Origin of the sequence: Aeromicrobium jepli, from assembly GCF_047246605.1 — a bacterium.
Taxonomy (GTDB): Bacteria; Actinomycetota; Actinomycetes; order Propionibacteriales; family Nocardioidaceae; genus Aeromicrobium.
Genome location: NZ_JBFOKO010000005.1, coordinates 182,396 through 206,506 on the forward strand (window position 1 = coordinate 182,396; position 24,111 = coordinate 206,506).

Here is a 24,111-nt window from a genome sequence, read left to right on the forward strand (position 1 = left end):
TCGCCGATCCGGTCGGCGCCAGGATGATGCGATACCGCCGCGAGCTCACGGAGTACCCGACCGGGTCGAGGCGACGGGTCCTGGTGGCCGTCGTCGTCGTCGCGTGCTTCATCTCGGCGTACGAGGGCCAGCTGGCGCCCGTGCTGCCCCTGCTGCTCGAGGACATCGGCATGTCCCTCAAGGTCTACGGCGCGATCACCGCCGCCTCGCTGCTGTGCGGCGCGCTCGCCGGCTTCGTCGGCGGCCGGTTGGTCGACCGCGTCGGCCGCGTCCGGGTCATCGTCCCGTGGATGTTCCTGTCCGCCGCGTCCTGCCTCTTCATGGCCTGGTCGCACACGCCCGGCCAGTTCACGGCCGCCCGCATCCTGCTGGCCTTCGTCGAGGGCGTCGCGATGTCGGGCACCCAGCCGCTCATCCGCGACTTCACCCCGCGCGTGGGCCGGGCACAGGCCTTCGCGTTCTGGTCGTGGGGATCGCTCGGCGCCAACTTCGTGGCCGCCGCGATCGCCGCGGCGACCCTGGACTTCTTCGGCACCTGGCACTCGCAGCTGTACATCATGGCGGCCTTCGCCTTCGTCGGCTCCGTGCTCGTCATGGTGTTCCTCCAGGACCTTGCGCCCGAGGTGCGGCAGCACACGCGCCACTCCGACGAGCACGTCGTGCACCGGATCGCCGACGAGCGCCGACCCGGCGCGTGGGCGCTGCTGCAGCACCGCACCGTCGCGGCGCACGTCGCGGCGATGTCGCTCATGTTCGTCCTGCTCGCCACGATGAACACCTACGCGCAGAAGATGCTGGTGGACCAGATGGGCATGGCCGTCCGCCCGGCGTCGGTCGTCACGATGGCCTTCTGGGCCGCCGCGCTGCTCGGCAGCCTCGTCTGGGCGCGCAAGTCGGACACGACCCAGGCCCGCAAGCCGTACCTGCTGCTCGGCGGCGTCGCGGCCTGCGGATTCCTCGGCGTCCTGGTCACCGTCATGTCGGCGGGGGCCGACCTGCCGACCTGGGTCCTGGTGGCGCTGTTCGCCGCCCTCGGCGGCTCCGTCGCCGCAACGTTCGGCACGTGGCAGGCCAGCTTCTCCGAGCACGTCGAGGAGATCCACCCCGATGCGCAGGGGACGGCGTTCGGCCTCCAGCACCTCGTCAGCCGCCTGTGCATCCTGGGCGCGGTGCTGTTCGCGCCCCGGGTGGTCGAGGCCACCGGCGGGTGGCGCGTGTGGATGATCGTGTGCCTCGTCGCCGTGCTGGCGTTCACGTCCATCACCGCGACGATCTCCACGAGGCACCGCCACGCGGCCCTGGACGCGACCGTCGACGCGTGATGCTCGACGCCTGAACCAACGAACGGGCCGGCCCACCGTGAGGTGAGCCGGCCCGTTCGTTCTCGGGTCGTACGCGCTTCAGTCGCCGGGCCACTCGCCGGTGGCCTTGGCGAACGCCTTGGCGCCCTGGCGCTCGACGATGGCTCGGACACCGGAGAAGATCGCGCCCTGGATGACCGCTGCGAGCAGGATCTCCTTGAGCGGGAACTCCGACTGCGTCGGCGTCGGCGCGTCACCCTCGCTGTTCGGGCTGGCGCGCTTCCACACCTGCTTGAACACGGCCGTGGCGATGATGCCGGCGATGATCGAGGAGACCAGGCCGACCGGCTTGTAGAGGATCTTCGCCGACGTGCTGCTCGCGTGGCCGGCCTTCGAGCCGGCCATCAGCCGACGGCGACGGCCGACTGGCGCCGAGAGAGGATCTCGGCACGCTCGGACTCGGTCAGGCCGCCCCACACGCCGTACGGCTCGTGGACCGCCAGCGCGTGCTCGCGGCAGCGATCGATGACCGGGCACGTGGCGCAGATGGCCTTCGCCGCCTCCTCGCGGCGCTGACGCTTCATGCCGCGTTCGGCTTCGGGCGAGAAGAACACAGACGAGTCGGCGCCCATGCACGCACCGTCCCACTGCCATTCGTACGATTCGATGATCGGCGACGGGAGTCGCTTGATGTTAACCATGTTTCCTGCCCCTTCCCCAAGGGTAAGGACTGACGCGGGCTGGGGTGCTCAACCCGGTGAGTAGCTAGACCGTACTACGTAACCTATTCAATGGGCAAGCACCCCGAATAAGTTTAGGATCTGTTCATGCACCGTCGATGGACTGTTGGCGCTCTCTCCGCCATGTTGGGGATCGCCGCGCCGACCCTGCGCACGTGGGAGCGCCGCTACGGCGTGGGGCCCACCTTCCGTACGTCCGGAGGGCATCGGCGCTACACGATCGTCGACGCGGACCGGGTCGCCACGATGTCCCGCCTCATCGAGAGCGGCGTGCCGGCGAGCGAGGCGGCCGAGCGCGTCAAGGCCATGTCGCCGACCGAGGTCGCCTCGGCGGTCGGGGGTGGCGCGGAGGGACTGCGGGTCTCCGCCCAGGAGTACGCCGTGGCCAGCATCCTCGCGGGGGCGCGCGAGTTCGACGGCGCCGCCGTGCAGGAGGCCGCCGAGAACGCGATCGCCAAGTTCGGCATCGAGGAGGGCTGGGACACCGTCATCGGCCCCACCCTCGTCGAGGTCGGTGCCCAGTGGGAGGACGGCCGGCTCGGCGTCGCCGCCGAGCACCTCGTCAGCGCCCGCCTGCTGTCGACCCTGCGGTCGGCGGCGCACGACTTCCACGTCAGTGGGCCGCCGCGCGTCGTCCTGGCCAGTGCCGAGGACGACCAGCACAAGCTGCCCATCGTGGCGCTCGGCGCGGCCCTGGCCGCGCACGGCCACGCGTCCACCGAGCTGGGCTCGCGGCTGCCGCTGGACTCGCTCGAGACGTTCGTCGAGAGCACCGATCCCGACGCGGTCTTCCTGTGGTCCTCGGTCGTCACGCCCGAGGCCGCCGAGCTCGAGCGGCTGCGCGTGATCGGCGAGCGGACGTGCCTCCTGCTGGGCGGCAGCGGGTGGCCCCACGAGGTCGTCACGTCCTACTCGCTGCGCCAGGCGGTCGAGCAGGTGCGAGTCGCGCTCGGCGACGAACTACTCTGACCCGCATGGCCGAACCGCACGTCGTCACCGAGATCGAGGGGCCCATCGCCCACGTCTGGCTCAACCGCCCCGAGAAGCTGAACGGCATCACGTTCGACGTCCTCGACGGCCTCATGGATGCGGCCGACCGCATCGAGGCCGACCCGAACGTCCGCGCCGTGATCCTCGAGGGCCGTGGCCCGTCCTTCTGCGCGGGCCTGGACTTCGCCCAGGTCATGACGGACAAGAAGCGCGTCACGAAGTACTTCCTGCCGAACCCGGTCAAGGGCACCAACCGCTTCCAGCAGCCCCTGTGGGCCTGGCGCGAGCTGTCGGTCCCGGTCATCGCCGTGACCCGCGGCCACGTCTTCGGCGGCGGCATCCAGCTCGCGCTCGCGGCGGACTTCCGGTTCACGACGCCCGACTGCCAGTGGTCGATCCTCGAGGCGAAGTGGGGCCTGGTCCCCGACATGAGCGGCACGGTCGCGCTCGCCGAGCTCGTCGGCGCCGACCTGGCCAAGCGCCTCACGATGACGGGCGAGATCTTCTCGGGGGAGAAGGCCGTCGAGTACGGCATCGCCTCCGGCGTCGCGGACGACCCGGCCAAGCCGGCGCTCGAGCTCGTCGACCAGCTGATCGCGCGCTCGCCCGACTCGGTCGCGGCCTCCAAGCGCCTGCTGAACGAGACGCGTCGCGCCACCCCGCGCCGCGCGTTCGCCCTCGAGCGCAAGCTGCAGAAGGCGATGTTCAAGTCGCCCAACACGGCGATCGCGCGGGAGGCCGGCATGACGAAGAGCCAGCCCGAGTTCGGCCCGCGCACGTTCGGGCGCTGACCGCGGCGCGGAGGTTTCGGCCGGGTCGGACCTGATTGTTAGGGTTGCCCGGTGAGCGAGGACAAGCCCAGCAAGAAGGTCGCCGACCAGTACGACCGGGGATACGACTACACCCAGTACTGGAACAACCGCGACTACGAGAACGCGGCCGAGCAGGTCGCGATCCGCCGCCTGCTGAAGGGCCGCCGGTTCGCCAAGGCCGCGGACGTCGGCGGCGGCTTCGGCCGCCTCGCGCTGCTGCTGCGCGAGTACGCCGACCGGGTGACGCTGGCCGAGCCCAGCCAGACCCAGCTCGACGCCGCCGAGACGTTCCTCGCCGGCACCGACATCATCAAGCAGCGCCAGCAGGCCGACGCGCTGCAGTTCGCCGACGGCGAGCTCGACCTCATCACGATGGTGCGCGTCATGCACCACATCCCCGAGCCGACCGAGGAGTTCGCCGAGATCGCGCGCGTCCTCGCCCCCGGCGGCACGGCGATCATCGAGGTCGCCAACTACGGCCACTTCAAGAACCGCCGCGCGTTCAAGAAGGCCGGCAAGGCGCTGCCGACCGAGCCGGTCAGCATCCGCACCGTCGCCGCCGACGAGCCGGACGCGATCGCCTTCGTCAACCACAACATCGACACGGTCGTGAACCAGCTGGCCGCCGCCGGCCTCGTGCTGCAGCGCAAGCTCTCGGTCTCGAACCTGCGCAGCCAGACGCTCAAGCGCTTCGTGCCCACGCCGGTCCTGGTCGGCGTCGAGCGCGTCCTGCAGAAGCCGCTCGCCAAGAGCGACTTCGGTCCCTCGATCTTCCTGGAACTGCGCAAGCGCTGAGGTGGGCTACCGCACGATCGATCGCCCGCTCGGCGGCACCGCCGAGGCCGAGATCGTCGTGTCGAGGTCACGCTTCCTGGCGCGCGTGTGCCGGGTCGAGGACGAGGAGTCCGCGCGCGCCTTCATCGCGTCGATCCGGGCGACGGATCACGACGCCCGGCACCACTGCACGGCATTCGTGATCGGCCCGGACGGCGCGCTGCGCCGCACCAACGACGACGGCGAGCCGTCGGGCACGGCGGGCCGACCGATGCTCGAGGTCCTCGCCGGCCGCGAGGTCAGCGACGTCGTCGCCGTCGTCACGCGCTGGTTCGGCGGGATCCTGCTCGGCACGGGTGGCCTCGTCCGCGCGTACGGCGACGCGGTCGCGGCCGCGCTCGACGTCGCGGGAACGCGCGAGCGGGTGCTGTGGCAGCAGGCGCGCGTCGTGGCGCCGATCGCCGAGGTGGGCACGATGGAGAGTCGCCTGCGCCGGGACACCGACGTCGTCGAGGTGGCGTACGAGGCCGACCGGGTGACGTGGACGGTCGCGATGACGGACGTCGACGTCCTCGACCGGCTCGAGTACGAGCTCGTCGAGCCGGTCTGGCGCGACGACCGCTGACGAGGCGGCCGCCGCGCTCGGCCCTCAGCTCTCGATCGTGGCCGCGGCCGTGACCATCTTGTGGTCGGAGCCGGTCGTGAACGTGTCGATGGACGCGCCGTCCTGTGTCCACGGCGTCTTGTTCTTGGAGAAGAACACGTAGTCGATCTTGCGCGTGCCGCCGTCGCCGGTCGTGGCGGTGATGGCTCCGCGGCGTTCCGCCGACTGCGGCTTCGTCAGCTGCGTCGCCTCGAAGAACCGGCCGTTCGGTTCGTTCCCGCTGCTGTCGAGGCCCTTGGCGTACATGCGGTTCATGACCGTGTCCTTCGGGACGGCGTTGAAGTCGCCGCCGATGATCACGGCGTGGCCCTTCTCGGTGAAGTCGTACGCGTGGTCCTTGACCTGCTTGATCTGGACGGGACGGGCGAGCTCGTTCGTTCCCGCGACGAAGGCCTTGCCCAGCGCGATGTGGACGGAGCACACCGTCTTGACCGGGCCCTGGCCCCACGTGAGGCAGACGAGCTCCTGCTGTCGCTGGTGGTAGCGCACGCCCTGGTCGTTCTCGGCCTCGTCCGGCGACAGGGCGGGCTGGCTGGCCGTGGCCCCGCCGGCGGTGCGGACCGCGACGGTCATGACGTCGTCGCCGGCGGCGCACCCGTCGGTGCGGCTCTGCTGCGCGTTGACGGTCCACGTCTCCCCGCGCGCCTGCGCGAACTCGGGGATGAGGTGGACGTCGCTCGCGCACACCTCCTGCAGCGTGATGGCCTGCGCATTGATGGCGACGGCCTTCTCCATGGCCTTCGTCACGGGACCGGGCCGCTTCTCGACGTTGTGCTGGACGATGCGGATCTTGGTGGTGGCGGCGTCGGCCTCGGGAGCGGAGACGAGGGAGATCGCCGACAGCGCGAGCGCGGCGGCGGCGAGTGCCGACAGCCCGGATCGCGAGCGCGGCAGGTGGCGGAGGGTCATGGGTGGCGTCCTCTTTCGTGGATGGTTCCGACCGACCCACGATGAGGGACCTACGGGTCGCTGTCGACCCGAGGACCAGCCCGTGTCAGGCCATGGACCGCTCGCCCGGGGGCTGCTACGGGAGCCGGGCGAGGACCTCGCGCACCTGGCCGAGCGCGGCGGCGTCGCCGATGCCGGCGGAGTCGTGGAAGTAGAGTCCCTCGCCGATCAGCAGGACCGTGCGCGCGAGCGCCGCGTCGCCGAGGTGCTCGTCCAGCACGGAGAACCAGGCGTCGCGGATGTCCGCCATGGCTGCGCGGGCGCCGGGATCCTGGTCCTGGGCGATCCGCGCCCCCGCGATGAGGGCGCGGTCGAAGTCGCTGCCGGTGTCCACCGAGGTCTCGAGGTAGAAGTCCACGGGTCCCTCGGGTGCGTTCCGCATGGCCTCGACGTCGCGGGCGGCCTGCTCGCGCAGGCGCTCCACCATCGCGTCGACGAGGGCCTCCTTGCTGCGGAAGTGGTACAGCAGACCTCCCTTGGAGACGCCGGCCTCCGCCGCGACGGCGTCAAGCGTGGCGGCGCGGCTTCCCGCGCCGACGATGAGCTGCTCGAAGGCGTCGAGGAGTCGGTCGCGGGTGCTGCGTTCCTCGGCCATGGCGGACAGCCTAGTGAGTACGGGGCGCGGGGGCCGGTTGTCGCCATCCACCGGGACGGCGGCGGGACGTGATGACCGTCATGCCAGCGAATTTTAGAACTGTACCGTCTGGTCGGTACAGTTGAGGCATCATGGCCATCCACACCTCCTCCACGCACCGCGCCGGGCGGCGCGAGTGGACCGCGCTCGCGGTCCTCATGCTGCCCGTGCTGCTCGTCTCGGTCGACAACACCGTCCTGTCGTTCGCCCTGCCCGAGATCAGTCGCGAGCTGCGCCCCACGGGGCAGCAGCTGATGTGGATCGTCGACCTCTACGCGCTCATGCTGGCCGGCCTGCTCATCGCGATGGGCAGCCTCGGCGACCGCATCGGCCGCCGGCGCATGCTCGTGGGCGGCTCGATCGGCTTCGGCGTGGCCTCGGTCGTCGCGGCCTTCAGCACGACGCCCGAGATGCTCATCGCCGGGCGGGCGCTGCTCGGCTTCTTCGGTGCCTCGCTCATGCCCTCGACGCTGTCGCTGATCCGCAACATCTTCGACGACGCCCGCGACCGCCGGACCGCCATCGCGGCGTGGGCCGCGATGTTCTCCGGAGGCGCCGTCCTCGGGCCCGTCCTGGGCGGCTACCTGCTCGAGCACTTCTGGTGGGGCTCGGTGTTCCTCATCAATGTGCCGCTGATCGTGCTGTTCGTGCCGTCGGCGCTGGCCACGATCCCGGAGTCGCGCGACCCGTCGCCGGGCCCGTTCGACCCGCTGTCGATCCTGCTGTCGCTCGTCGCGATGGTCCCGCTGGTCTTCGCGATCAAGCACGGCGCCTCGCACGGCCTCGACGACACGACCGTCACCGCGCTCGTCCTCGGCCTGGCCGCCGGCTGGCTCTTCGTGCGCCGCCAGCGGCACAGCGCCTCGCCGATGCTGGACCTGACGCTGTTCCGCAACCCCGTCTTCAGCGGCGCCCTCGCGGCGAACGCGCTGAGCCTCATGGCGCTCGCGGGCTTCCTCTACTTCGGCGCCCAGCTCCTGCAGCTCGTGCTGGGGCTGTCGCCGCTGGAGTCGGCCCTCGTGCTGGTGCCCGGCTCGATCGCCACGATGGTGGCCGGATTCGTCGCGGTCCGCATCGTCGAGCGGGTGCCGCCGCGCACCCTCGTGCCGCTGAGCTTCGGCCTGTCCGCGAGCGGCTACGCGCTCGCCGCGTTCACGGGCCACCCGACGGTCGTGTCCGTGGCCGTCGCGTTCACGATCCTGGGCATCGGCATCGGCCTGGCGGAGACCATCACGAACGACCTCATCCTGTCGAGCGTGCCGCCGCAGAAGGCCGGCGCCGCCTCGGCGATCTCCGAGACCGCCTACGAGATCGGCGCCGTGCTGGGCACCGCGGTGCTCGGCAGCGTGCTCACGGCGACGTTCCGCTCGCACCTGACGATCCCGTCGGTCGCGCGGTTCGGCGAGCAGGAGAACGCGTTCGAGACGCTCGGCTCCACGATGGAGTTCGCGGAGCGGTTCTCGGCGCCGGTCCAGGGCTGGATCCACGCCTCGGCCGCCTCGGCGTTCGACCTGGGCGTCCAGTACACGGCCGGTGCGGCGATCTTCGTCGCCCTCGCCGCCGCGTGGGTCTCGCGACGCACCCTACGCAACAGCTGAGGCTCCTACACTCGGGCCATGCGTGGTCCGGTCGCGCTCCTGGCGCTCCTGCTCGTCGCGGCGGGCTGCTCCGGCGCGCCCGAGCGCACGGATCCGCCGGACGGGCTGACCGCCCACGTCATGCAGTACCGCGGCAAGCGGCTGACCCGCGAGATCGCGCTCGCGGTCGACAACGGGACCGGCAAGGACCTCACGATCACGAGATTCCGGCTGGGCTCGAACCGGTGGGCCCAGCCGGTCACGTGGACCGGGACGGAGGAGGTCGGTGCGGGCTTCGGCACCGGGATCGACGTCGACCCGCCGGAGGGGCGCTGCCCGGACGGCGACGACCTCACGATCCGCGCCGACCTGACCTATCGGCTGGGCGACGAGGAGCGGCGGTCCCGCGTGCCGGTCGAGGACCCGTACGGGGTGCTGCGCGACCTGGTGGACGGGGACTGCGGCGCCCAGGCGTTCGCTGCGGCGACGGACCTCACGGTCGGGGAGCCGCGGGTGGCCGGCGACCGCTGGACCGCTCTGCTCACGCTCACGCCGAGGCAGGACGCCGAGCGGGTCGTGCTGAACGGCTTCGCGCCGACCCTGCGGTTCGCCTTCGGCCCGCGGACGCCCACGGACGTCGCCCTCGACCTGAGGCGCTCGCAGCGGGTGCCGCTGGAGGTCGTCACGGGCCGCTGCGACCCGCACGTCGTCGGCGAGGACAAGGTGGGCACGCGCTTCGGCGTGCGGGTCAGCACCGGCGAGGTGGACCACGCGTACTTAACGCTCGACCTCGACGAGAGCGTCCGACAGTCACTCGAGGACTTCTACGCCGAGCGGTGCCGGCTCTGACCCCGGCTGACACACTGGCGGCGTGACCGATCGCTACGCACCGGACGACCACCTCGGCGAGCGCACGTCCCTCATCGCCGCCGCCTACGTGATCCTGCGGCGGGGGGACGAGGTCCTGCTCCAGCAGCGCGCCGGCACCGGGTACCGCGACGGCTACTGGGCCGTGATCGCCGGCCACGTCGATCCCGGCGAGTCCGCGCACGAGGCGGCGGTCCGCGAGGCGCTCGAGGAGGCCGGCGTCACGATCGACCCCGCCGCCCTCCGGCCGCTCGCGACCCTGCACCGGTTCGAGCGCGGCGGCCCGGCGGTCGAGCAGCGCGTCGACTTCTTCTTCGAGGCCACGCAGTGGTCGGGCGAGGCCGCGCTGCAGGAGGCCGACAAGGCCGCCGAGGTCGGGTGGTTCCGGCTCGACGCCCTCCCGGACCCGGTCGTGCCGCACGAGCGCGACCTGCTGGACCTGCTGCGGACGGGCGCGCCGGTGCCGCCGGTGATCTCGCTGCCGCTGTGACGCGGCGGGATCTCGACGCAGGTTGGCAGGGCGTCCGGCTCCGTCCGCGGGGCCTCGCTGACAGGATGAGGCGGTGAACCGCCGCGACAGCCTGCTGGCCGTCCTCGTCGCCGTGCTGTGGGGCTGCAACTTCGTCGCCATCCACGCCGGCCTGCAGGACGTGCCCCCCTTCCTGTTCCTCGCGATCCGGTTCACTCTCGTCGCCTTCCCGCTCGTGCTGTTCGTCCCGCGCCCGCGGGCGTCGTGGCAGGCCGTCGCGGCCGTCGGCGTGTTCATGAGCCTGGGCCAGTTCGCGTTCCTCTACCTCGCGATGGCGATCGGGATGCCCGCCGGGCTCGCCGCCCTCGTGCTGCAGGCGCAGGTCATCTTCACGATCGTCATCGCCCGCTTCGCGCTGGGCGAGCACGCCTCGCGCCGGCAGTGGATCGGTGCCGGCATCGGCACGGCCGGGCTGGCGATCGTCGCATGGGGCTTCGGGCTGGACGCGCCGATCGTGCCGCTGCTCGTGACCGTCGCCGCCGCGCTCTCCTGGGGGATCGGGAACGTCGTGGCACGGGCCGCCAAGGTCTCGTCCGGCCTCTCGCTCGTGGTGTGGTCCGCCCTCGTCGTCCCGGTCCCGTGCCTGGCGCTGTCGCTGCTGGTGGAGGGTCCGGCCGAGATCGGCGAGGCGCTCGCGGGCTTCGGCTGGCAGGCCTGGGTCAGCACGCTCTACACCGTCGTGCTGGCGTCGCTCGTGGGCTACACGATCTTCAACGGCCTGATGGCGCGCCACCCGGCGGCGAGCGTCGTGCCGTACATCCTGCTGGTGCCGCCGGTGGGCGTGCTGGCGTCGTGGGTGGCGCTGGGCGAGGTCCCGGCGCCGCTGGAGTGGGTCGGCGGGATCGTGATGATGGCGGGCGTCGCCATCGCGACGGTCACGCGCCGGCGGACTCCAGCGCCGCTCGCGCCATCGCCGTGAGCAGCGCGGCCATCGCGTCGGCGCTGATGCGCGCCGAGTGCGGGGTCGAGTTGATCAGGCCGAACACGGCCTGCGCGGCGGCGCGCGCACTCGCGCGGTCGAGGTCCGGCCGCCGGGCCTGGAGCGCCGCGACCCACTCGTCGATGTAGGCCAGCTGCAGCTCCCGGACGGCGCGCTGGGCGGCCTCGGGCAGGTTGGACCACTCGCGGTCCTGGATCACGATGAGCGCCGGGTGCGTCAGGGCGAACTCCACGTGCCACGCGATCAGCGCGTCGAGTGCGGCGTCGTCGTCGGGCGCCTCGGCCCGGCGCCGGCGCCCCTCGGACAGCAGCCGCTCGCTGATCGACGTGAGGGACTGCGCGAGCAGGTCGTCCTTGCCGGCGAAGTGCTTGTAGAGGGCCGGGCCCGAGATGCCGCACGCCTCGCCGATGTCGTTGACCGAGACGCCGTGGAAGCCGCGCTCGGCGAACAGGCCCGCGGCGGTCTCGAGGATCTGCTCGCGGCGGCTCACGGCGCGAGCATAGCAAGCGCAGGTTAATGAGTGTTAACCTGCGAGGCGTGAACATGCGAGAGCTCGTCGCCGAGCTGCGTGAGCGTACGGCGACCGCGCGGCAGGGCGGATCGGCCAAGGCGCGCGACCGCCACGTCGCGCGCGGCAAGCTGCTGCCCCGCGACCGCGTCGACCGCCTGCTCGACCCCGGGTCCCCGTTCCTCGAGATCGGCGCGCTCGCCGCCTACGACATGTACGGCGACGACCCGTTCGCCGTCCCGAGCGCCGGCATGATCGCCGGCGTCGGCCGGGTCTCGGGCCGCGAGTGCGTCATCGTCGCGAACGACGCCACGGTCAAGGGCGGCACGTACTACCCGCTGACGGTCAAGAAGCACCTGCGCGCCCAGACGATCGCGGCCGACAACCACCTGCCGTGCCTGTACCTCGTGGACTCCGGAGGCGCGTTCCTGCCGATGCAGGACGAGGTCTTCCCCGACCGTGACCACTTCGGCCGGATCTTCTTCCACCAGGCTCAGATGTCGGCGCAGGGCATCCCGCAGGTCGCCGCCGTCCTCGGCTCGTGCACCGCCGGTGGCGCCTACGTCCCCGCGATGAGCGACGAGACGGTCATCGTGCGCGACCAGGGCACGATCTTCCTCGGCGGCCCGCCGCTCGTGAAGGCCGCCACCGGCGAGGTCGTGACGGCCGAGGAGCTCGGCGGCGGCGAGGTCCACGCCAAGGTCTCGGGCGTCGTGGACCACCTCGCCGAGGACGACGACCACGCGCTGCAGATCGTGCGGTCGATCGTCGACACGTTCGCCCGCCCGCAGCAGCCCACGATCACCCGCCGTGCGCCGCTGCCGCCCCGCGAGGACCCCGAGGAGCTCTACGACGTCGTGCCCGTCGACTCGCGCACCCCGTACGACGTCCGCGAGGTCATCAGCCGCATCGTCGACGACTCGCGCCTGCACGAGTTCAAGCCGCTCTACGGCGACACGCTCGTGTGCGGGTTCGCCCACATCGACGGCTGGCCCGTCGCGATCATCGCGAACAACGGCATCCTGTTCAGCGAGTCCGCGCTCAAGGGCGCGCACTTCATCGAGCTGGCCAACCAGCGAGGCATCCCGCTCGTGTTCCTGCAGAACATCACCGGGTTCATGGTCGGGAGGCAGTACGAGAACGGCGGGATCGCCAAGGACGGCGCGAAGCTCGTCACGGCGGTCGCCTCGAGCGTCGTGCCGAAGTTCACGGTCGTCATCGGCGGCTCGTTCGGCGCCGGCAACTACGGCATGTGCGGCCGCGCCTACGACCCGCGCTTCCTGTGGATGTGGCCCAACGCCAAGATCTCGGTCATGGGCGGCGAGCAGGCCGCCTCGGTCCTGGCGACCGTCCGCGGCGACTTCGACTCGCCCGAGGCGGAGGAGGACTTCAAGGCCCCGATCCGCGAGCAGTACGAGACGCAGGGCTCGGCCTACTACTCGACCGCGCGGCTGTGGGACGACGGGATCATCGACCCCGTCGACACCCGCCGCGTGCTGGCGCTCGGCCTCTCGGCCGCCGCGAACGCCCCCGTTCCCTCGCCGAGCTTCGGCGTCTTCCGGATGTGAGAGACATGGCCACCCCCGAATCCGTCCTCGTCGCCAACCGCGGCGAGATCGCCGCCCGGGTCCTGCGCGCCTGCCGTGAGCTCGGCATCCGCGGCATCGCGATCCACGTCGCCGGCGACACCGCCCACCTCGCGCTGGCCGACGAGGCCGTCGAGGTCCCGTCCTACCTCGACGGCGCGGCGATCGTCGGCGCCGCGCAGGCGTCCGGCGCCGCGGCGATTCACCCCGGCTACGGCTTCCTGTCCGAGAACGCCGAGTTCGCCCGGGCCGTGGCCCGCGCGGGCCTGGTCTTCGTCGGGCCCGACGCCGACGTCATCGAGCTCATGGGCCGCAAGGACCGCGCCCGCGAGGTGGCCGAGCGCGCCGGGGTGCCCGTCACGCCACGGTTCGAGCCCGACGCGGTCCCGGCCGACGCCTACCCGGTCCTGGTCAAGGCCGCCGCCGGCGGTGGCGGCAAGGGGATGCACGTCGTCCGCGGCCCCGAGGGACTCGCCGATGCCCTGGCCACCGCGGCGCGCGAGGCCCGCTCGGCCTTCGGGGACGACACGCTGCTGATCGAGCGCTACGTCGAGGGCGGCCGCCACGTCGAGGTGCAGGTCTTCGGCGACCGCCACGGCAACGTGGTCCACCTCTTCGAGCGCGACTGCTCGGCGCAGCGCCGCCACCAGAAGGTCGTCGAGGAGGCGCCGGCGCCCGGCCTCGACCCGCAGGTCCGCGAGCGCATCCTGTCCGCGGCCGTCGCCCTGTGCCGCGAGGTCGGCTACGTCGGCGCCGGCACGGTCGAGTACCTCGTCCGCGGCTCCGAGGCGTACTTCCTCGAGATGAACACGCGCCTGCAGGTCGAGCACCCGGTCACCGAGGAGGTCACCGGCACCGACCTCGTGCACTGGCAGCTCGCCGTCGCGGCGGACGAGCCGCTGCCGCGCACGCAGGACCAGATCACGTGCACGGGGCACGCGATCGAGGTGCGCGTCTACGCCGAGGACCCGTACGCTGGCTTCCTGCCGCAGGCCGGCACCGTGCGCGAGGCGTGGTGGCCCGGCGGCCGGGTCGAGACGGTGGTCGAGGACGGCACCGCGGTGACCTCGTCCTTCGACCCGATGCTCGCCAAGATCGTGGCCACGGGCGACGACCGCGACGCGGCGATCGACGCGATGACCGAGGCGCTCGACGAGACGGCGCTGTTCGGCCTCACCACCAACACCGGCTTCCTGCGCCGCCTCGTCGACTCCGAGGAGTTCCGCGCCGGCCGCGTCGACACGGGCTTCCTGGACACGCACCCCGAGGGCCTGCTGACCCCGCCGGAGGTCCCGGAGGCCGCGGCCGCCCACGCCGCGCGCCTGCTGTGGCCCGACGCGGGCGACGGCTGGCGGCTCGCCGGTGACGCCGCTCCCGTCGTGCTCCCGGTCGTCGACCAGGCCGGCGAGCGCCACGAGGTCGACGGGACCAGCGGCCTCCCGCCGGGTCCCGCGACGACCGACGGCGTCCGCGCCTGGGTCGCGGTCGAGGGGCAGCCGTGGGTGTTCGAGCGGCCGGACGGCACGCGCCGCCCGCGCGCCGTGCACGCCGGCGACGCCGAGGTCACGGCGCCGATGCCGGGCACCGTCATCGCGGTCGAGGTGACCGAGGGGCAGGAGGTCGCCGCCGGTGATCGACTCGGTGCGGTCGAGGCGATGAAGATGGAGCTGGCGCTCGTCGCGCCGCACGCCGGCGTCGTGACGCAGGTCGCCGCGCGCGAGGGCGCGCAGGTCAAGATGGGCGAGCTGCTGTTCCACGTCGTCGCACCGGAGGCGGAGGAGGACCGATGAGCGCACTGCCGATGGTCGAGCGCGACCCCGCCCTGCCCGAGCGCGTCACGATCTACGAGGTCGGCCCGCGCGACGGCCTGCAGAACGAGTCCGGACTGGTCCCCGTCGACGCGAAGGTCGAGTTCATCGAGCGCCTCGTCGCGGCGGGCCTGCCCGTCGTGGAGGCGACGAGCTTCGTCCACCCGACGTGGGTGCCGCAGCTCGCCGACGCCGCCGAGGTCGTCTCGCGGCTCCCGCTCGACGGCCCCACGCCGCTGCCGGTCCTGGTCCCGAACGAGCGCGGCCTGGACCGCGCGCTCGAGTCCGGCGTGCGCCACGTCGCGATCTTCGCCAGCGCCACCGAGACCTTCGCGGCCAAGAACCTCAACAGCACGGTCGAGGACCAGTTCGCGATGTTCGCGCCCGTCGTCGAGCGTGCCCTCGCGGCCGGCGTGGACGTCCGCGCCTACGTCTCGATGTGCTTCGGCGACCCGTGGGAGGGTGCGGTCGACCCCGCGCAGGTCGTGCGCGTGGGGACGCGGCTGCTCGAGCTCGGGGCCACGCAGCTCTCGCTCGGCGACACGATCGGCGTCGGGACGGCGGCGCACGTGGCGCGCCTCGTGGCGGAGTTCGAGGCCGCGGGCGTGGGCACGGACCGCCTCGCGATGCACTTCCACGACACGTACGGCCAGGCGCTGGCGAACGCGCTCGCGGCGCTGCGCTGCGGCATCACGACGTTCGACGCGTCGGCGGGCGGCCTGGGCGGCTGCCCGTACGCCGAGAGCGCCACGGGCAACCTCGCGACCGAGGACCTCGTGTGGATGCTGACGGGCCTGGGCATCGAGCACGGCGTCGACCTGCCGTCCCTCGTGGCGACGAGCCGCTGGATGGCCGGCCTCCTCGGCCGCGAGAGCCCCTCGGCCGTCGTCCGCGCCCTGGCCTGACTCGCTGAGTTGCACGTTCCGCCGCGCCAACACGGCGTGTCGCCGGCCTAACGTGCAACTCAGCGACGTCGCTGGCGCAGGCGGCGGTCCTTGAGCTCGTTCTGGGCGTAGCGCCCGACCTGCCACGTGCCGAAGCCGTCGGCTCCCGCGCCGACTGCGCCGCCGAGCAGGGGGATCCTCTTGCCGGCCAGCATCAGCGCACGGCGGCCGATCGTGCGGCCCACGAGCTCGCCGGTGACCTCCTTGGCGATCGTGTCGTCGAGGACCGGGTCGTGCACGGGCGAGGTCGCCAGGGCCATCGGCGACGACGGCAGCCGCTTCTTGCGGATCATCTCCTTGACGGTGTCCTCGCCGAGCATCACCGCGAGCACGGCGTTGCGCACGCGCGGGTCCTCGATGTCGTAGCCGCGCAGGTGCGCGATGCTGGCCACGAGGTGGCACTGCACGATCGTCACGCCCACGACGTTGGCCGGCACGGTGGCCGGCGCGAGCGCGAGGCCGCCGAGGTTCGTGACGAAGCCCTGCAGGCCCGCGAGGCTCGTGTGGCTGCGCACGAGCGCGGCGACCGCCTTCTCGACGTCGCCCGCGTGGGCGGCCAGCTTCGCCCCGGCGGTCTCGACGACCGGCTTGAGCGGCCCGATCCCGTCGATGGCCTTGTCCAGGACCGTACGGACGTAACCGGAGGCGACGGCGGGCACGACGGCCGAGCCGGCCTCCTTGGCGATGCGGTCCTTCATTCCCATGCGGCAAGCATAGGAAGATCCGGCCAGCCCGCCCGGCGAGCGACGGGGCCGTCAGGCCGCGACAGCACGGTGCTGAGCCCCTACGGTGTGGCCATGGCGCACGAGCCCTTCTCCGTCCGGGTGGCCTCCCCGGCGTGGCGTGCGGAGGCGCTCGACTGGATCGGCGAGCGCCTCGCCGAACGTGGGGTCACGGTCACGGGCGAGCATGACCAGCTGCGCATCCGGCCGTGGTCGACGCAGATCACCGTCCCGACCGACCACGGCACCGTCTGGTTCAAGGCGACGTGTCCCGCGATGTCGTTCGAGCCTGCCCTGCAGGAGCTCATCGCCGACCTCGTGCCCGACGCCGTGTGCCGCCCGTGGGCCGTCGACGCGGAGCGCGGCTGGATGCTCACGCCCGACCACGGGCCCACGGTGGGCGACCTGCGCACTCCGACCGAGGACGACTGGAGGCGCGGGATCGCCGAGGCCGCGCGGGTGCAGCGACGGCTCGCCGACCACCGCGACGACCTGCTCGCGATCGGCCTGCCCGACGCGGCACCCGACACCGTGCCCGGCCGCTTCGACCGGCTCCTGGAGCTGTACGACGAGGCCCCCGAGCTGACCGGCCGGGTCGCCCCGCACATCGTGCAGGAGCTGAGGTCGCGGCGGTCCGAGCTGCTCGAGGCATGCGCGCTGCTCGACGCCTCGCCGGTCCCCGCGACCTGGCAGCACGGCGACCTGCATCCCCGCAACCTGCACGAGACGGACGGCGGCATCGCGTTCTTCGACCTCGGCGACGGCATGTGGTCCCACGCGGTCGAGATCCTCTCGGTCCCGTACGGCGTCGTCAGCGGGACCGACCTGGCGTGGGACCGGATCGTCACGGCGTGGACCGACGAGTGGCAGGTGGACCCGGGCCACTTCGACGAGCTCTGGCGGGCGTCGGCGTTCACGCACGCCGTCAACCGCGCCGTCACGTGGCACCGCGCCCTGCTGACCGCGACCGCCGACGAGGTCGCCGAGTGGGGCGACGCGGTGGAGTACCACCTGTCGTCGATGCTGGACGCATGAGCGAGCGCCAGCGAGCGAGAGGTGATGCACGAATGCCGGTACCGCCAACCTTGGCTTCTTCGAGTGCGGTGCCGGCATGAGCTTGACCCCGCTGCCTCCCTCCCCGTGGGAGTTCGAGCCGGCCGAGTGGCCGGACGAGGACTGCGTCGGGGGTGGGGCCGACCTCGAGCCCGCGACGATCGTCGACGCCTACCGTCACGGCGCGTTCCCGATGCCTCACGGCCGCCGGCTGCTGTGGTGGTCGCCCGTCGAGCGCGGCGTCCTCGAGCCCGGCGACCTGCGCGTCTCGCGCTCGCTGCGCAAGTCGATGCGCGCGTTCACGATCACCGTCGACACGGACTTCGAGGCCGTCATCGACGCCTGCGCCGACCGCCGCCGCCCGGGGCACTGGATCACCGCTCCCGTGCGCGAGGCCTACGTGCGGCTGCACCACCTCGGCTGGGCCCACAGCGTCGAGACGCGCGACGAGGAGGGCCGGCTCGTGGGCGGCCTGTACGGCCTCGGGATCGGGTCCCTGTTCGCAGGGGAATCGATGTTCCACCACCGCACGGACGCCTCGAAGGCGGCGCTCGTCGGACTGGTCGACGTCATGTCCACGCTGCCCGACTGGCTCGTCGACACGCAGTGGCAGACGCCCCACCTGGCCTCGCTGGGAGTGCGGGTCGTCGGCCGCGCCGACTACATCGAGCGGATCAAGGGGCTCGTGGACGGTCCGACGCCCGTTTGGCCTTGAAATCCCGCGACACGCCGGGGGTACCCGGGGTCGGCCGACCTCGGTGCCGTCCCTAGACTGACGGGCGTACACATCAATCCATCTCAGGAGCAGAATCGTGGCACTTTCCCGCAACGATCTCGTGGCCGCGCTGGCCGCCAAGACCGGCAGCACGAAGAAGGACGTCGACGAGTTCGTCACCGCCTTCGCCGAGCTCGTCATCGACTCGGTCGCCAAGGGCGAGAAGATCTCGATCCCGGGCGTCCTCTCCGTCGAGCGCGTCCAGCGTGCCGCCCGCACGGGCCGCAACCCCGCCACCGGCGAGACGATTGACATCCCCGCCGGTTACGGCGTGAAGGTCAGCGCCGGCTCGCGCCTCAAGGCTGCCGCGAAGTAAGACCTCGCGTTCCGACGCCCCCGCCCCGTCCAGGGGTCGGGGGCGTCGTGCGTTGTGTGAGGATGCAGCGGTGACCCCGTACCACCGGCTGGCGCGCGAGACTCCCGGCTTCGAGCACTGGCGGCTGCCCGTCGCGGCCCTGGCCGGGGTCGGCGTGTACGGCACCGTCTCGGTCGCGTTCGTCATCGTGTGGATGCTCGGGATGGTCGTCGCGGGCGCGGACGCGGACGCCTTCCTCGACGCGGCGGGCACCGAGATCGCGCTCGCCCGTCCCTCGGTGCTGGCGTTCCAGCTGCTGTCCATCGCGCTGCTCATCCCGTGCGTGCTCGGGCCGGTCGCGGTCGTGTGGCGCCGGCACGTGGGCTACCTGCACTCGGTCGAGGGGCGCCTGCGCTGGGGCTGGTTGGGCCGGTGCTCGCTGCTGGCGTTCGCGGTGGTCGCGCTCGGCCTGGGCCTGTCCGTCGTGGTCGACGCGGCGACGGGCGGGTCGCTCGAGGTCGCGCCGCTCGACGGGACGGGCGTCGCCACGATCCTCGTGGTCCTGCTGGTCGTGCCGTTCCAGGCCGCCGCCGAGGAGTACGTGTTCCGCGGCGGGCTGCTGCAGCTCGTCGGCTCGTGGACCCGGTGGGCGGTCGTGCCGGTCGTGGTCACGAGCCTGCTGTTCGCGGCCGGCCACCTCTACGACTTCTGGGGCCTGTTCTCGGTCTTCCTGTTCGGCGTCGTCGCGTGCGTGCTGACGATCCGCACGGGCGGCCTCGAGGCGGCCATCGGGCTGCACGTCGCCAACAACGTCGTGCTCATGGTCCTCGACGTGCTGGGCTTCGTGGACTCCACGGGCGAGGGCGCGGGCCTCGTGGACGGCGTCCTGCCGTCGCTCGCGATGACCCTCGTGTTCTGGGGTCTCGTCGAGTGGATGGCCCGCCGCACGGGTCTGGCCCGGCGGCGCGAGCCGCTGCCCGAGCCGCCGCCGGTGCCGCTGTACCGCGTGGTCCCGCCGCCGCCCTACGTCCCCGCCGGCCTGCCGCCCGCGCCGCAGCCGGTCGCGCCCCAGCCGTTCCCGGCCGCGGTGTCGCGTCCCGAACCGCCGCCGAACGCGCCGTCCTACCCGGGCGACCCGGGCGTCTGGACGCGCTGACCCCGGACGTGCGGCGGGCCGCCCTCGACGGCTCGAGGACGGCCCGCACGGGATCGACTCAGGCGCCGACCTTGCTGTAGTGCTCCGCGAGGTGCGGCCGGTGCAGGCCCTCGCCTTCGATGTCGACGTTCGGGATGATCCGGTCGAGCCACCTCGGCAGGTACCAGGCCTTCTCGCCCATCAGGTACATGAGCGCGGGGATCAGCACGAGGCGCACGACGAACGCGTCGAAGATGACCGCCGCCGCGAGCGCGAAGCCCATCGACTGCACGATCGGCTCGTCCATGAAGATGAACCCGGCGAAGACCGAGGTCATGATCAGGGCCGCGGCCGTCACGACGCGCGCGCTGTTGCGGAATCCGTCGACGACCGCCTCGCGGTACGACGCGCCGTGGACGTGCGCCTCGCGGATGCGGGTGACCAGGAAGACCTGGTAGTCCATCGCCAGGCCGAACACCACGCCGATCAGGAAGATCGGGATGAAGCTGACGATCGGCTGGCCCGGGAACAGCCCGAACGTGCCCTCCTGGAAGATCGCGACCGTAGCGCCGAGCGTGGCCATGACCGACAGCAGGAAGCCCAGCGTCGCGGTGAGCGGCACCAGCAGCGAGCGGAAGACCATCACGAGGAGCACGAAGGCCAGGCCGATGACGATCGCCAGGTAGACCGGCAGCGCGTCGGAGAGCATCTTCGACACGTCCGCCTGGATCGCGGTCAGCCCCGTGACGCCGACCTTGGTGCCCGTCTCGGACTCGATCGCCGACTCGCCGTCACGCAGCGACTCCAGCAGCTCCTCGGTGGCGGTGTCCTCGGCGCCCGACGAGGGCTGGACGAGGACCATCGCGCCCTTCTCGTTGCCCGCGGCCACCATCGCGTTGGCGACGTCGTCCTGCTCCGCGGCCCACGCCGCGACGGACTGGTACGCGGCCTGCTGCGCCTGCGGGTCCTCGACCTCGCGGGCGTCGACCACGAGCAGCATGGGCGAGAGCCGGCCGGGCCCGAATGCCTCGGTCACCAGGTCGGACGCCTTGCGCTGCGTCGTGTCCTGCGCGGCGGTGCTGTCGGTCGGCAGCGCCAGGTGCATGTCCTTGACCGGGATCGCCAGGGCGCCCAGGCCCACCACGACGAGCAGCGTCCAGACGAGCGGCGCCCTGCCCAGGAACCGCGCCCAGCGCACGCCGTTGTTCAGCACGTGGCCGTTCTCGTCGCGCGCCGGCGTGTAGCGGCGGAACGTGCCGCCGAACGCCTTGGACTTCAGCAGGCCGAGGATGGCCGGCAGCAGCGTCAGCGCCACGAGGACGGCGACCGTCACGGTGGCGGCGGCGCCCAGGCCCATGGCCGTCAGGAACGAGATGCCGACGACGCCGAGGGCGACGAGCGCGATGATGACGGTCAGGCCGGCGAACACGACGGCCGAGCCGGCCGTGCCCACGGCGACGCCGATGGCCTCCTCGCGGTCGTCGGTGTGGTCGAGCTCGCTGCGGAATCGGGCGAGGATGAACAGCGCGTAGTCGATGCCGACCGCGAGGCCCAGCATGCTGGCCAGGGCCGTCGTGCTCGAGGGGACCTCGGTGACGGCCGTCATCGCGGTGATGCCGATGATGCCGATGCCCACGCCGATGCCGGCGGTCACGATCGGCATGCCGGCCGCGACGAGCGAGCCGAACGTCAGCGCCAGGATGACCAGCGCGAGGCCCACGCCGATGAGCTCGGACGAGGCGCCGGCGGGCTCCATCGACTGCATCGCGGTGCCCGAGACCTCGACGGTCAGGCCGGCGTCGCGCGCGGACTCCATCGCCTCGGTGACCTCGTCCTGCATCGCGGGGGTCACCTCGAGCACGGTGGGCTCGTCGAACGTGAAGGCGATCGTGCCGACGCGGCCGTCCTCGGACAGCGGCGTCGCGGCGGCGACCTGCGTCCTCGCCTGTGCCAGCGCGGCCTCACGGTCGAACGGCTGGCCGGCGGCCCTCGCCTTGGCCTCGGCGTCGTCGACGCCGGCGGTCACCTGCGCCTCGAGGCCGGCCGCCGCCTCGACGGGACCGACGACGCCGTCCCGCACGTGCTCGTTCGCCTCGAGCCGCTCGACCAGGCCGGCCACGGCCTTCGCCTGCGCCGGCTCGGCGAGCGTCGAGCCCTCGGGCGCGGCCACGACGATGGTGGCGGTCGGCGCGTCGACGGCCTCGGCGTCGGGGAACAGCTCCTGCTGCAGCTCGGCCGCCTCGACGGACTCGATGCCGGGGATGGAGAACGTGTTGGACATCGGCTTGGACAGGTAGCCGGCGACGGCGCCCAGGCCGACGAGGGCGACGAGCCAGCCGGCGATGAAGAGCGGCCAGCGCCGGTAGGCGGTCTTGCCGAGGCGGTAGAGCAGGGTTGCCATGGGTTCTCTCTGGTCGGGGGATGGATCAGGCAGGGTCAGGAGCGCGCGACGAACAGGTCGCGCGTGGCCTCGAAGACGCGCTCGAGGTGGTGGGCGAGCGAGTGGCCGGGGTCGGCGAGCGTCTCGTCGAGCGCCGTGTCGCACCACAGCAGGATGAGGCCGCCGATCACCCGCAGGTCGAGCGGATCGACGGCCCGGCCCTCGCGCCGGGCGATCCCCTCGGAGAGCACCCGGGTGCGCTCGACGAACCGCGCGTGCACGGCCGCCATGAGGCGCGGGTCCCGGCGCAGCAGGCGGCGGGCGGCGTCGAGGTCGGCGGGATCGGCCTGCCCGGCGTCGAGCGAGGCGCGGACGACCTCCTTGACGTCGACCAGCAGGTCGCCCGTCGGGCCGCCGGCGAGGAAGGTCGCGACGATCTCGTCGTCCGGCTCGGAGTCCGGGCCGAGGACCGCGTCGACCTTGCCCGGGACGTAGTTGAACAGCGTCCGCCGCGAGACGCCGGCCGCGGCCGCGAGGTCCTCCATCGTGAAGCCGTCGAGCCCGTGGGCCTCGGTCAGCTCGCGGGCGCAGCGCACGATCGCCGCGAGCGTGCGCTCGCGGCGATCGCTCTTTGCACTCGCCTTCACGAAGTGCATTCTTGCACTATTGGCCGAACGGTGCAGCGTTTCGTCCGGTACGGTCGATGTGACCGTGGCCACGCGGACCTTGAAACCGTGACGGTTGAATGGTTAATTGGTACTAGTCACGCCCCGCGTGACGCAGGATCGCTGTGCCGAGGTCGGCGCGGATCATCCGGTCCCGATCGGCACACAGGAGGGTAGATGGTTCACCGGCACGACGTGGTCCGGCTCCCCTTCGAGTCCTCGACTCCCGGGATCGCCCGCACCAAGCTGGCCGCGTTCCTCACCCTCAACCGGATCCCGTTGCCCGTCATCGACAACGCCCTCATCGTCCTGAGCGAGATGATCGCCAACGCCGTCGCGCACGGCACGCCCGACGTCGACGGCACGATGGAGATCAGCTGGAGCATCGTCGACGGGCACCTCGACCTCAGCGTCCGCGACTCCGGCCACGGCGCCGAGTCCGACATGACCCCGCGCCCCTTCGACGAGGACTCCCTCGGCGGCCGTGGGCTGTCGATCATCAGCCGGGTCGCCGACAACTGGTCGGTCGACCTGTCGCAGGGCACGTGCGTGCGTGCCGAGCTCGCGCTGGCCTGACCGACGCTGCCCCGTCCGCGACGGATAGCGTGTCGCCCATGGGCAAGAAGTCTCGACGCACCAAGCCGGCCAAGCAGCGCATGCCGTTCGTGGCGCGCACCTTCGAGGGACTGCCGTCCGAGGGGGACTGGGTCGCGCTGCGTGAGTTCGTCCCGTCCGCGACCGCGCTGGTGCGGCTCCGTGACGGCCGCCCCGTGCGGATCTGCAGCCTGCTGCCCGGCGCCGGTGCGGGGCTGGTGCGCCCGGACGGCGAGATCTGGGTCGGCCTGCAGGTGCTGCACAACCACGGCGACATCAGCCGCGACCTCGCGCACGTCGTCGAGATCGCCCGCGAGACCGAGCCCGGCACGCCGATCCGCATGACGCCGCCCGGTGTCGGCGACCGGCTGCAGGACCTCGTGGATCCCGAGGGCGGCTTCGAGCTCGAGCTGCACGACGGCTTCGACTGGTGGCTCGTCGAGGAGGACCGCAACTCCGCCGCGGCCGCCGCCGCGCTCGAGGAGGCCAACGCCACGGTCGCGCCCACCACGCGCCTGACCGCCACCGACTCGGCCTACGTCACCGACATGGGCGACCACGCGTACCTGCGTTGGATCATGCTGCACGACGAGGGCCCGCTGCTCGACGCGTTCGCGCGGCTGCGCGCCGCCGGCGAGGACGCGATCGTCGAGGGCACCACGCTCATCGGGATCTTCCGCGCGCACGGCCTGCTCGTGCCGGTGTGGGAGCTCGACGGCGTCACCGCCGACGACCTCGACGCGGCCGTCCCGGCGTTCACGACCCGGCTCGACGAGGCGATGGCCTCGACGCAGGAGCTCTCGGCCGCCGAGCGCACCGCGCGCCGTGATCTCGTGAGCCGTCAGGTCACGATCCGCTGACCCGGCCTTC

Annotated in this window: 26 protein-coding genes; 18 read left to right on the forward strand and 8 right to left on the reverse strand. The window is 72.3% G+C overall.

Annotated features, from left to right (window positions below; all coding sequences use genetic code 11):
- Positions 1-23 precede the first annotated feature (23 nt).
- The gene (locus AB3M81_RS11630; RefSeq protein ID WP_412904075.1) at positions 24-1,322 is read left to right on the forward strand and encodes an MFS transporter; all 1,299 of its coding nucleotides are present in this window, start codon (positions 24-26) and stop codon (positions 1,320-1,322) included.
- A gap of 78 nt (positions 1,323-1,400) precedes the next feature.
- On the opposite strand, the gene AB3M81_RS11635 is transcribed toward AB3M81_RS11630, so the two are convergent.
- Together AB3M81_RS11635 and AB3M81_RS11640 are read right to left on the reverse strand one after the other, a co-directional pair.
- On the reverse strand, positions 1,401-1,706 hold the full coding sequence (locus AB3M81_RS11635; RefSeq protein WP_412904076.1) for a DUF4235 domain-containing protein: 306 nt from the start codon (positions 1,704-1,706) through the stop codon (positions 1,401-1,403).
- Entirely contained in the window at positions 1,706-2,002 is a 297-nt protein-coding gene (locus AB3M81_RS11640; protein ID WP_412904077.1) for a WhiB family transcriptional regulator, read from the reverse strand. Before AB3M81_RS11640 ends, AB3M81_RS11635 begins: the two co-directional genes overlap by 1 nt.
- A gap of 126 nt (positions 2,003-2,128) precedes the next feature.
- Between AB3M81_RS11640 and AB3M81_RS11645 the strand changes: the two genes are divergently transcribed.
- Genes AB3M81_RS11645 through AB3M81_RS11660 form a run of 4 tightly spaced genes read left to right on the forward strand, consistent with a single transcriptional unit; the run spans position 2,129 to position 5,242 of the window.
- Positions 2,129-3,010 (forward strand): MerR family transcriptional regulator, encoded by an 882-nt coding sequence (locus tag AB3M81_RS11645; RefSeq protein ID WP_412904078.1) that lies wholly within the window; start codon positions 2,129-2,131, stop codon positions 3,008-3,010.
- A 5-nt stretch (positions 3,011-3,015) separates the two neighbouring features.
- Positions 3,016-3,822 carry a crotonase/enoyl-CoA hydratase family protein gene (locus AB3M81_RS11650; protein ID WP_412904079.1) on the forward strand — a complete coding sequence of 269 codons (807 nt, stop codon included), beginning with the start codon at positions 3,016-3,018 and terminating at the stop codon, positions 3,820-3,822.
- A 51-nt stretch (positions 3,823-3,873) separates the two neighbouring features.
- Entirely contained in the window at positions 3,874-4,638 is a 765-nt protein-coding gene (locus tag AB3M81_RS11655; protein ID WP_412904080.1) for a class I SAM-dependent methyltransferase, read from the forward strand.
- A 1-nt stretch (position 4,639) separates the two neighbouring features.
- Positions 4,640-5,242 (forward strand): IMPACT family protein, encoded by a 603-nt coding sequence (locus AB3M81_RS11660; protein WP_412904081.1) that lies wholly within the window; start codon positions 4,640-4,642, stop codon positions 5,240-5,242.
- A 24-nt stretch (positions 5,243-5,266) separates the two neighbouring features.
- Here AB3M81_RS11660 and AB3M81_RS11665 read toward each other — a convergent pair whose 3' ends face one another.
- Positions 5,267-6,190, reverse strand: a complete 924-nt coding sequence (locus AB3M81_RS11665; protein ID WP_412904082.1) for an endonuclease/exonuclease/phosphatase family protein — start codon at positions 6,188-6,190, stop codon at positions 5,267-5,269.
- 115 nt (positions 6,191-6,305) lie between these two features.
- Positions 6,306-6,824: a TetR family transcriptional regulator gene (locus tag AB3M81_RS11670; protein ID WP_412904083.1), complete on the reverse strand. Its 519-nt coding sequence runs from the start codon at positions 6,822-6,824 to the stop codon at positions 6,306-6,308.
- 131 nt (positions 6,825-6,955) lie between these two features.
- Here AB3M81_RS11670 and AB3M81_RS11675 point away from each other — a divergent pair, with 131 nt between their 5' ends.
- The 4 genes from AB3M81_RS11675 to AB3M81_RS11690 all read left to right on the forward strand — a co-directional run bounded on the left by AB3M81_RS11675 (position 6,956) and on the right by AB3M81_RS11690 (position 10,755).
- The gene (locus AB3M81_RS11675; RefSeq protein ID WP_412904084.1) at positions 6,956-8,461 is read left to right on the forward strand and encodes an MFS transporter; all 1,506 of its coding nucleotides are present in this window, start codon (positions 6,956-6,958) and stop codon (positions 8,459-8,461) included.
- Positions 8,462-8,479: 18 nt separating this feature from the next.
- The gene (locus AB3M81_RS11680; RefSeq protein ID WP_412904085.1) at positions 8,480-9,289 is read left to right on the forward strand and encodes a hypothetical protein; all 810 of its coding nucleotides are present in this window, start codon (positions 8,480-8,482) and stop codon (positions 9,287-9,289) included.
- A 22-nt stretch (positions 9,290-9,311) separates the two neighbouring features.
- The gene (locus tag AB3M81_RS11685) at positions 9,312-9,797 is read left to right on the forward strand and encodes an NUDIX hydrolase (RefSeq protein WP_412904086.1); all 486 of its coding nucleotides are present in this window, start codon (positions 9,312-9,314) and stop codon (positions 9,795-9,797) included.
- A 73-nt stretch (positions 9,798-9,870) separates the two neighbouring features.
- Positions 9,871-10,755 (forward strand): EamA family transporter, encoded by an 885-nt coding sequence (locus AB3M81_RS11690; RefSeq protein ID WP_412904087.1) that lies wholly within the window; start codon positions 9,871-9,873, stop codon positions 10,753-10,755.
- On the opposite strand, the gene AB3M81_RS11695 is transcribed toward AB3M81_RS11690, so the two are convergent.
- Positions 10,712-11,266, reverse strand: a complete 555-nt coding sequence (locus tag AB3M81_RS11695) for a TetR/AcrR family transcriptional regulator (protein WP_412904088.1) — start codon at positions 11,264-11,266, stop codon at positions 10,712-10,714. The genes AB3M81_RS11690 and AB3M81_RS11695 overlap by 44 nt on opposite strands.
- Before the next feature lie 53 nt (positions 11,267-11,319).
- Here AB3M81_RS11695 and AB3M81_RS11700 point away from each other — a divergent pair, with 53 nt between their 5' ends.
- The 3 genes from AB3M81_RS11700 to AB3M81_RS11710 are packed head-to-tail and all read left to right on the forward strand — an operon-like array spanning position 11,320 to position 15,583.
- Positions 11,320-12,852, forward strand: coding sequence for a carboxyl transferase domain-containing protein (locus tag AB3M81_RS11700; protein WP_412904179.1), 1,533 nt, complete (start codon positions 11,320-11,322; stop codon positions 12,850-12,852).
- 5 nt (positions 12,853-12,857) lie between these two features.
- Complete coding sequence (locus tag AB3M81_RS11705) at positions 12,858-14,660, forward strand: acetyl/propionyl/methylcrotonyl-CoA carboxylase subunit alpha (RefSeq protein ID WP_412904089.1); 1,803 nt, start codon at positions 12,858-12,860, stop codon at positions 14,658-14,660.
- The gene (locus AB3M81_RS11710) at positions 14,657-15,583 is read left to right on the forward strand and encodes a hydroxymethylglutaryl-CoA lyase (protein ID WP_412904090.1); all 927 of its coding nucleotides are present in this window, start codon (positions 14,657-14,659) and stop codon (positions 15,581-15,583) included. Before AB3M81_RS11705 ends, AB3M81_RS11710 begins: the two co-directional genes overlap by 4 nt.
- A 59-nt stretch (positions 15,584-15,642) precedes the next feature.
- On the opposite strand, the gene AB3M81_RS11715 is transcribed toward AB3M81_RS11710, so the two are convergent.
- Positions 15,643-16,326 (reverse strand): EcsC family protein, encoded by a 684-nt coding sequence (locus AB3M81_RS11715; protein ID WP_412904091.1) that lies wholly within the window; start codon positions 16,324-16,326, stop codon positions 15,643-15,645.
- Between the two features lie 93 nt (positions 16,327-16,419).
- Here AB3M81_RS11715 and AB3M81_RS11720 point away from each other — a divergent pair, with 93 nt between their 5' ends.
- The 4 genes from AB3M81_RS11720 (at position 16,420) to AB3M81_RS11735 (ending at position 19,623) form a co-directional block, all read left to right on the forward strand.
- A complete protein-coding gene (locus AB3M81_RS11720; protein ID WP_412904092.1) occupies positions 16,420-17,379 on the forward strand; it encodes a phosphotransferase family protein in 960 nt (319 codons plus the stop codon).
- A 76-nt stretch (positions 17,380-17,455) separates the two neighbouring features.
- Positions 17,456-18,112, forward strand: coding sequence for a leucyl/phenylalanyl-tRNA--protein transferase (aat, locus tag AB3M81_RS11725; protein WP_412904093.1), 657 nt, complete (start codon positions 17,456-17,458; stop codon positions 18,110-18,112).
- Positions 18,113-18,209: 97 nt separating this feature from the next.
- On the forward strand, positions 18,210-18,488 hold the full coding sequence (locus AB3M81_RS11730) for an HU family DNA-binding protein (protein ID WP_412904094.1): 279 nt from the start codon (positions 18,210-18,212) through the stop codon (positions 18,486-18,488).
- 70 nt (positions 18,489-18,558) lie between these two features.
- Complete coding sequence (locus tag AB3M81_RS11735) at positions 18,559-19,623, forward strand: CPBP family intramembrane glutamic endopeptidase (RefSeq protein WP_412904095.1); 1,065 nt, start codon at positions 18,559-18,561, stop codon at positions 19,621-19,623.
- Positions 19,624-19,681: 58 nt separating this feature from the next.
- On the opposite strand, the gene AB3M81_RS11740 is transcribed toward AB3M81_RS11735, so the two are convergent.
- Both AB3M81_RS11740 and AB3M81_RS11745 read right to left on the reverse strand, forming a co-directional pair.
- Positions 19,682-22,003, reverse strand: coding sequence for an MMPL family transporter (locus tag AB3M81_RS11740; RefSeq protein WP_412904096.1), 2,322 nt, complete (start codon positions 22,001-22,003; stop codon positions 19,682-19,684).
- Positions 22,004-22,038: 35 nt separating this feature from the next.
- On the reverse strand, positions 22,039-22,629 hold the full coding sequence (locus tag AB3M81_RS11745; protein ID WP_412904097.1) for a TetR/AcrR family transcriptional regulator: 591 nt from the start codon (positions 22,627-22,629) through the stop codon (positions 22,039-22,041).
- 195 nt (positions 22,630-22,824) lie between these two features.
- On the opposite strand from AB3M81_RS11745, the gene AB3M81_RS11750 reads away from it, so the two are divergent.
- Complete coding sequence (locus tag AB3M81_RS11750) at positions 22,825-23,223, forward strand: ATP-binding protein (RefSeq protein WP_412904098.1); 399 nt, start codon at positions 22,825-22,827, stop codon at positions 23,221-23,223.
- Between the two features lie 38 nt (positions 23,224-23,261).
- Positions 23,262-24,101, forward strand: coding sequence for a DUF5926 family protein (locus tag AB3M81_RS11755; protein WP_412904099.1), 840 nt, complete (start codon positions 23,262-23,264; stop codon positions 24,099-24,101).
- The last annotated feature ends 10 nt before the right edge of the window (positions 24,102-24,111 follow it).

Bases quoted from the DNA above. Each gene is read 5' to 3' on its own strand.
- AB3M81_RS11630 (WP_412904075.1), top strand. From the start codon at position 24: ATGATGCGATACCGCCGCGAGCTCACGGAGTACCCGACCGGGTCGAGG.
- AB3M81_RS11635 (WP_412904076.1), bottom strand. From the start codon at position 1,706: ATGGCCGGCTCGAAGGCCGGCCACGCGAGCAGCACGTCGGCGAAGATC.
- AB3M81_RS11640 (WP_412904077.1), bottom strand. From the start codon at position 2,002: ATGGTTAACATCAAGCGACTCCCGTCGCCGATCATCGAATCGTACGAA.
- AB3M81_RS11645 (WP_412904078.1), top strand. From the start codon at position 2,129: ATGCACCGTCGATGGACTGTTGGCGCTCTCTCCGCCATGTTGGGGATC.
- AB3M81_RS11650 (WP_412904079.1), top strand. From the start codon at position 3,016: ATGGCCGAACCGCACGTCGTCACCGAGATCGAGGGGCCCATCGCCCAC.
- AB3M81_RS11665 (WP_412904082.1), bottom strand. From the start codon at position 6,190: ATGACCCTCCGCCACCTGCCGCGCTCGCGATCCGGGCTGTCGGCACTC.
- AB3M81_RS11670 (WP_412904083.1), bottom strand. From the start codon at position 6,824: ATGGCCGAGGAACGCAGCACCCGCGACCGACTCCTCGACGCCTTCGAG.
- AB3M81_RS11675 (WP_412904084.1), top strand. From the start codon at position 6,956: ATGGCCATCCACACCTCCTCCACGCACCGCGCCGGGCGGCGCGAGTGG.
- AB3M81_RS11680 (WP_412904085.1), top strand. From the start codon at position 8,480: ATGCGTGGTCCGGTCGCGCTCCTGGCGCTCCTGCTCGTCGCGGCGGGC.
- AB3M81_RS11700 (WP_412904179.1), top strand. From the start codon at position 11,320: ATGCGAGAGCTCGTCGCCGAGCTGCGTGAGCGTACGGCGACCGCGCGG.
- AB3M81_RS11705 (WP_412904089.1), top strand. From the start codon at position 12,858: ATGGCCACCCCCGAATCCGTCCTCGTCGCCAACCGCGGCGAGATCGCC.
- AB3M81_RS11710 (WP_412904090.1), top strand. From the start codon at position 14,657: ATGAGCGCACTGCCGATGGTCGAGCGCGACCCCGCCCTGCCCGAGCGC.
- AB3M81_RS11715 (WP_412904091.1), bottom strand. From the start codon at position 16,326: ATGGGAATGAAGGACCGCATCGCCAAGGAGGCCGGCTCGGCCGTCGTG.
- AB3M81_RS11720 (WP_412904092.1), top strand. From the start codon at position 16,420: ATGGCGCACGAGCCCTTCTCCGTCCGGGTGGCCTCCCCGGCGTGGCGT.
- aat (WP_412904093.1), top strand. From the start codon at position 17,456: ATGAGCTTGACCCCGCTGCCTCCCTCCCCGTGGGAGTTCGAGCCGGCC.
- AB3M81_RS11740 (WP_412904096.1), bottom strand. From the start codon at position 22,003: ATGGCAACCCTGCTCTACCGCCTCGGCAAGACCGCCTACCGGCGCTGG.
- AB3M81_RS11750 (WP_412904098.1), top strand. From the start codon at position 22,825: ATGGTTCACCGGCACGACGTGGTCCGGCTCCCCTTCGAGTCCTCGACT.
- AB3M81_RS11755 (WP_412904099.1), top strand. From the start codon at position 23,262: ATGGGCAAGAAGTCTCGACGCACCAAGCCGGCCAAGCAGCGCATGCCG.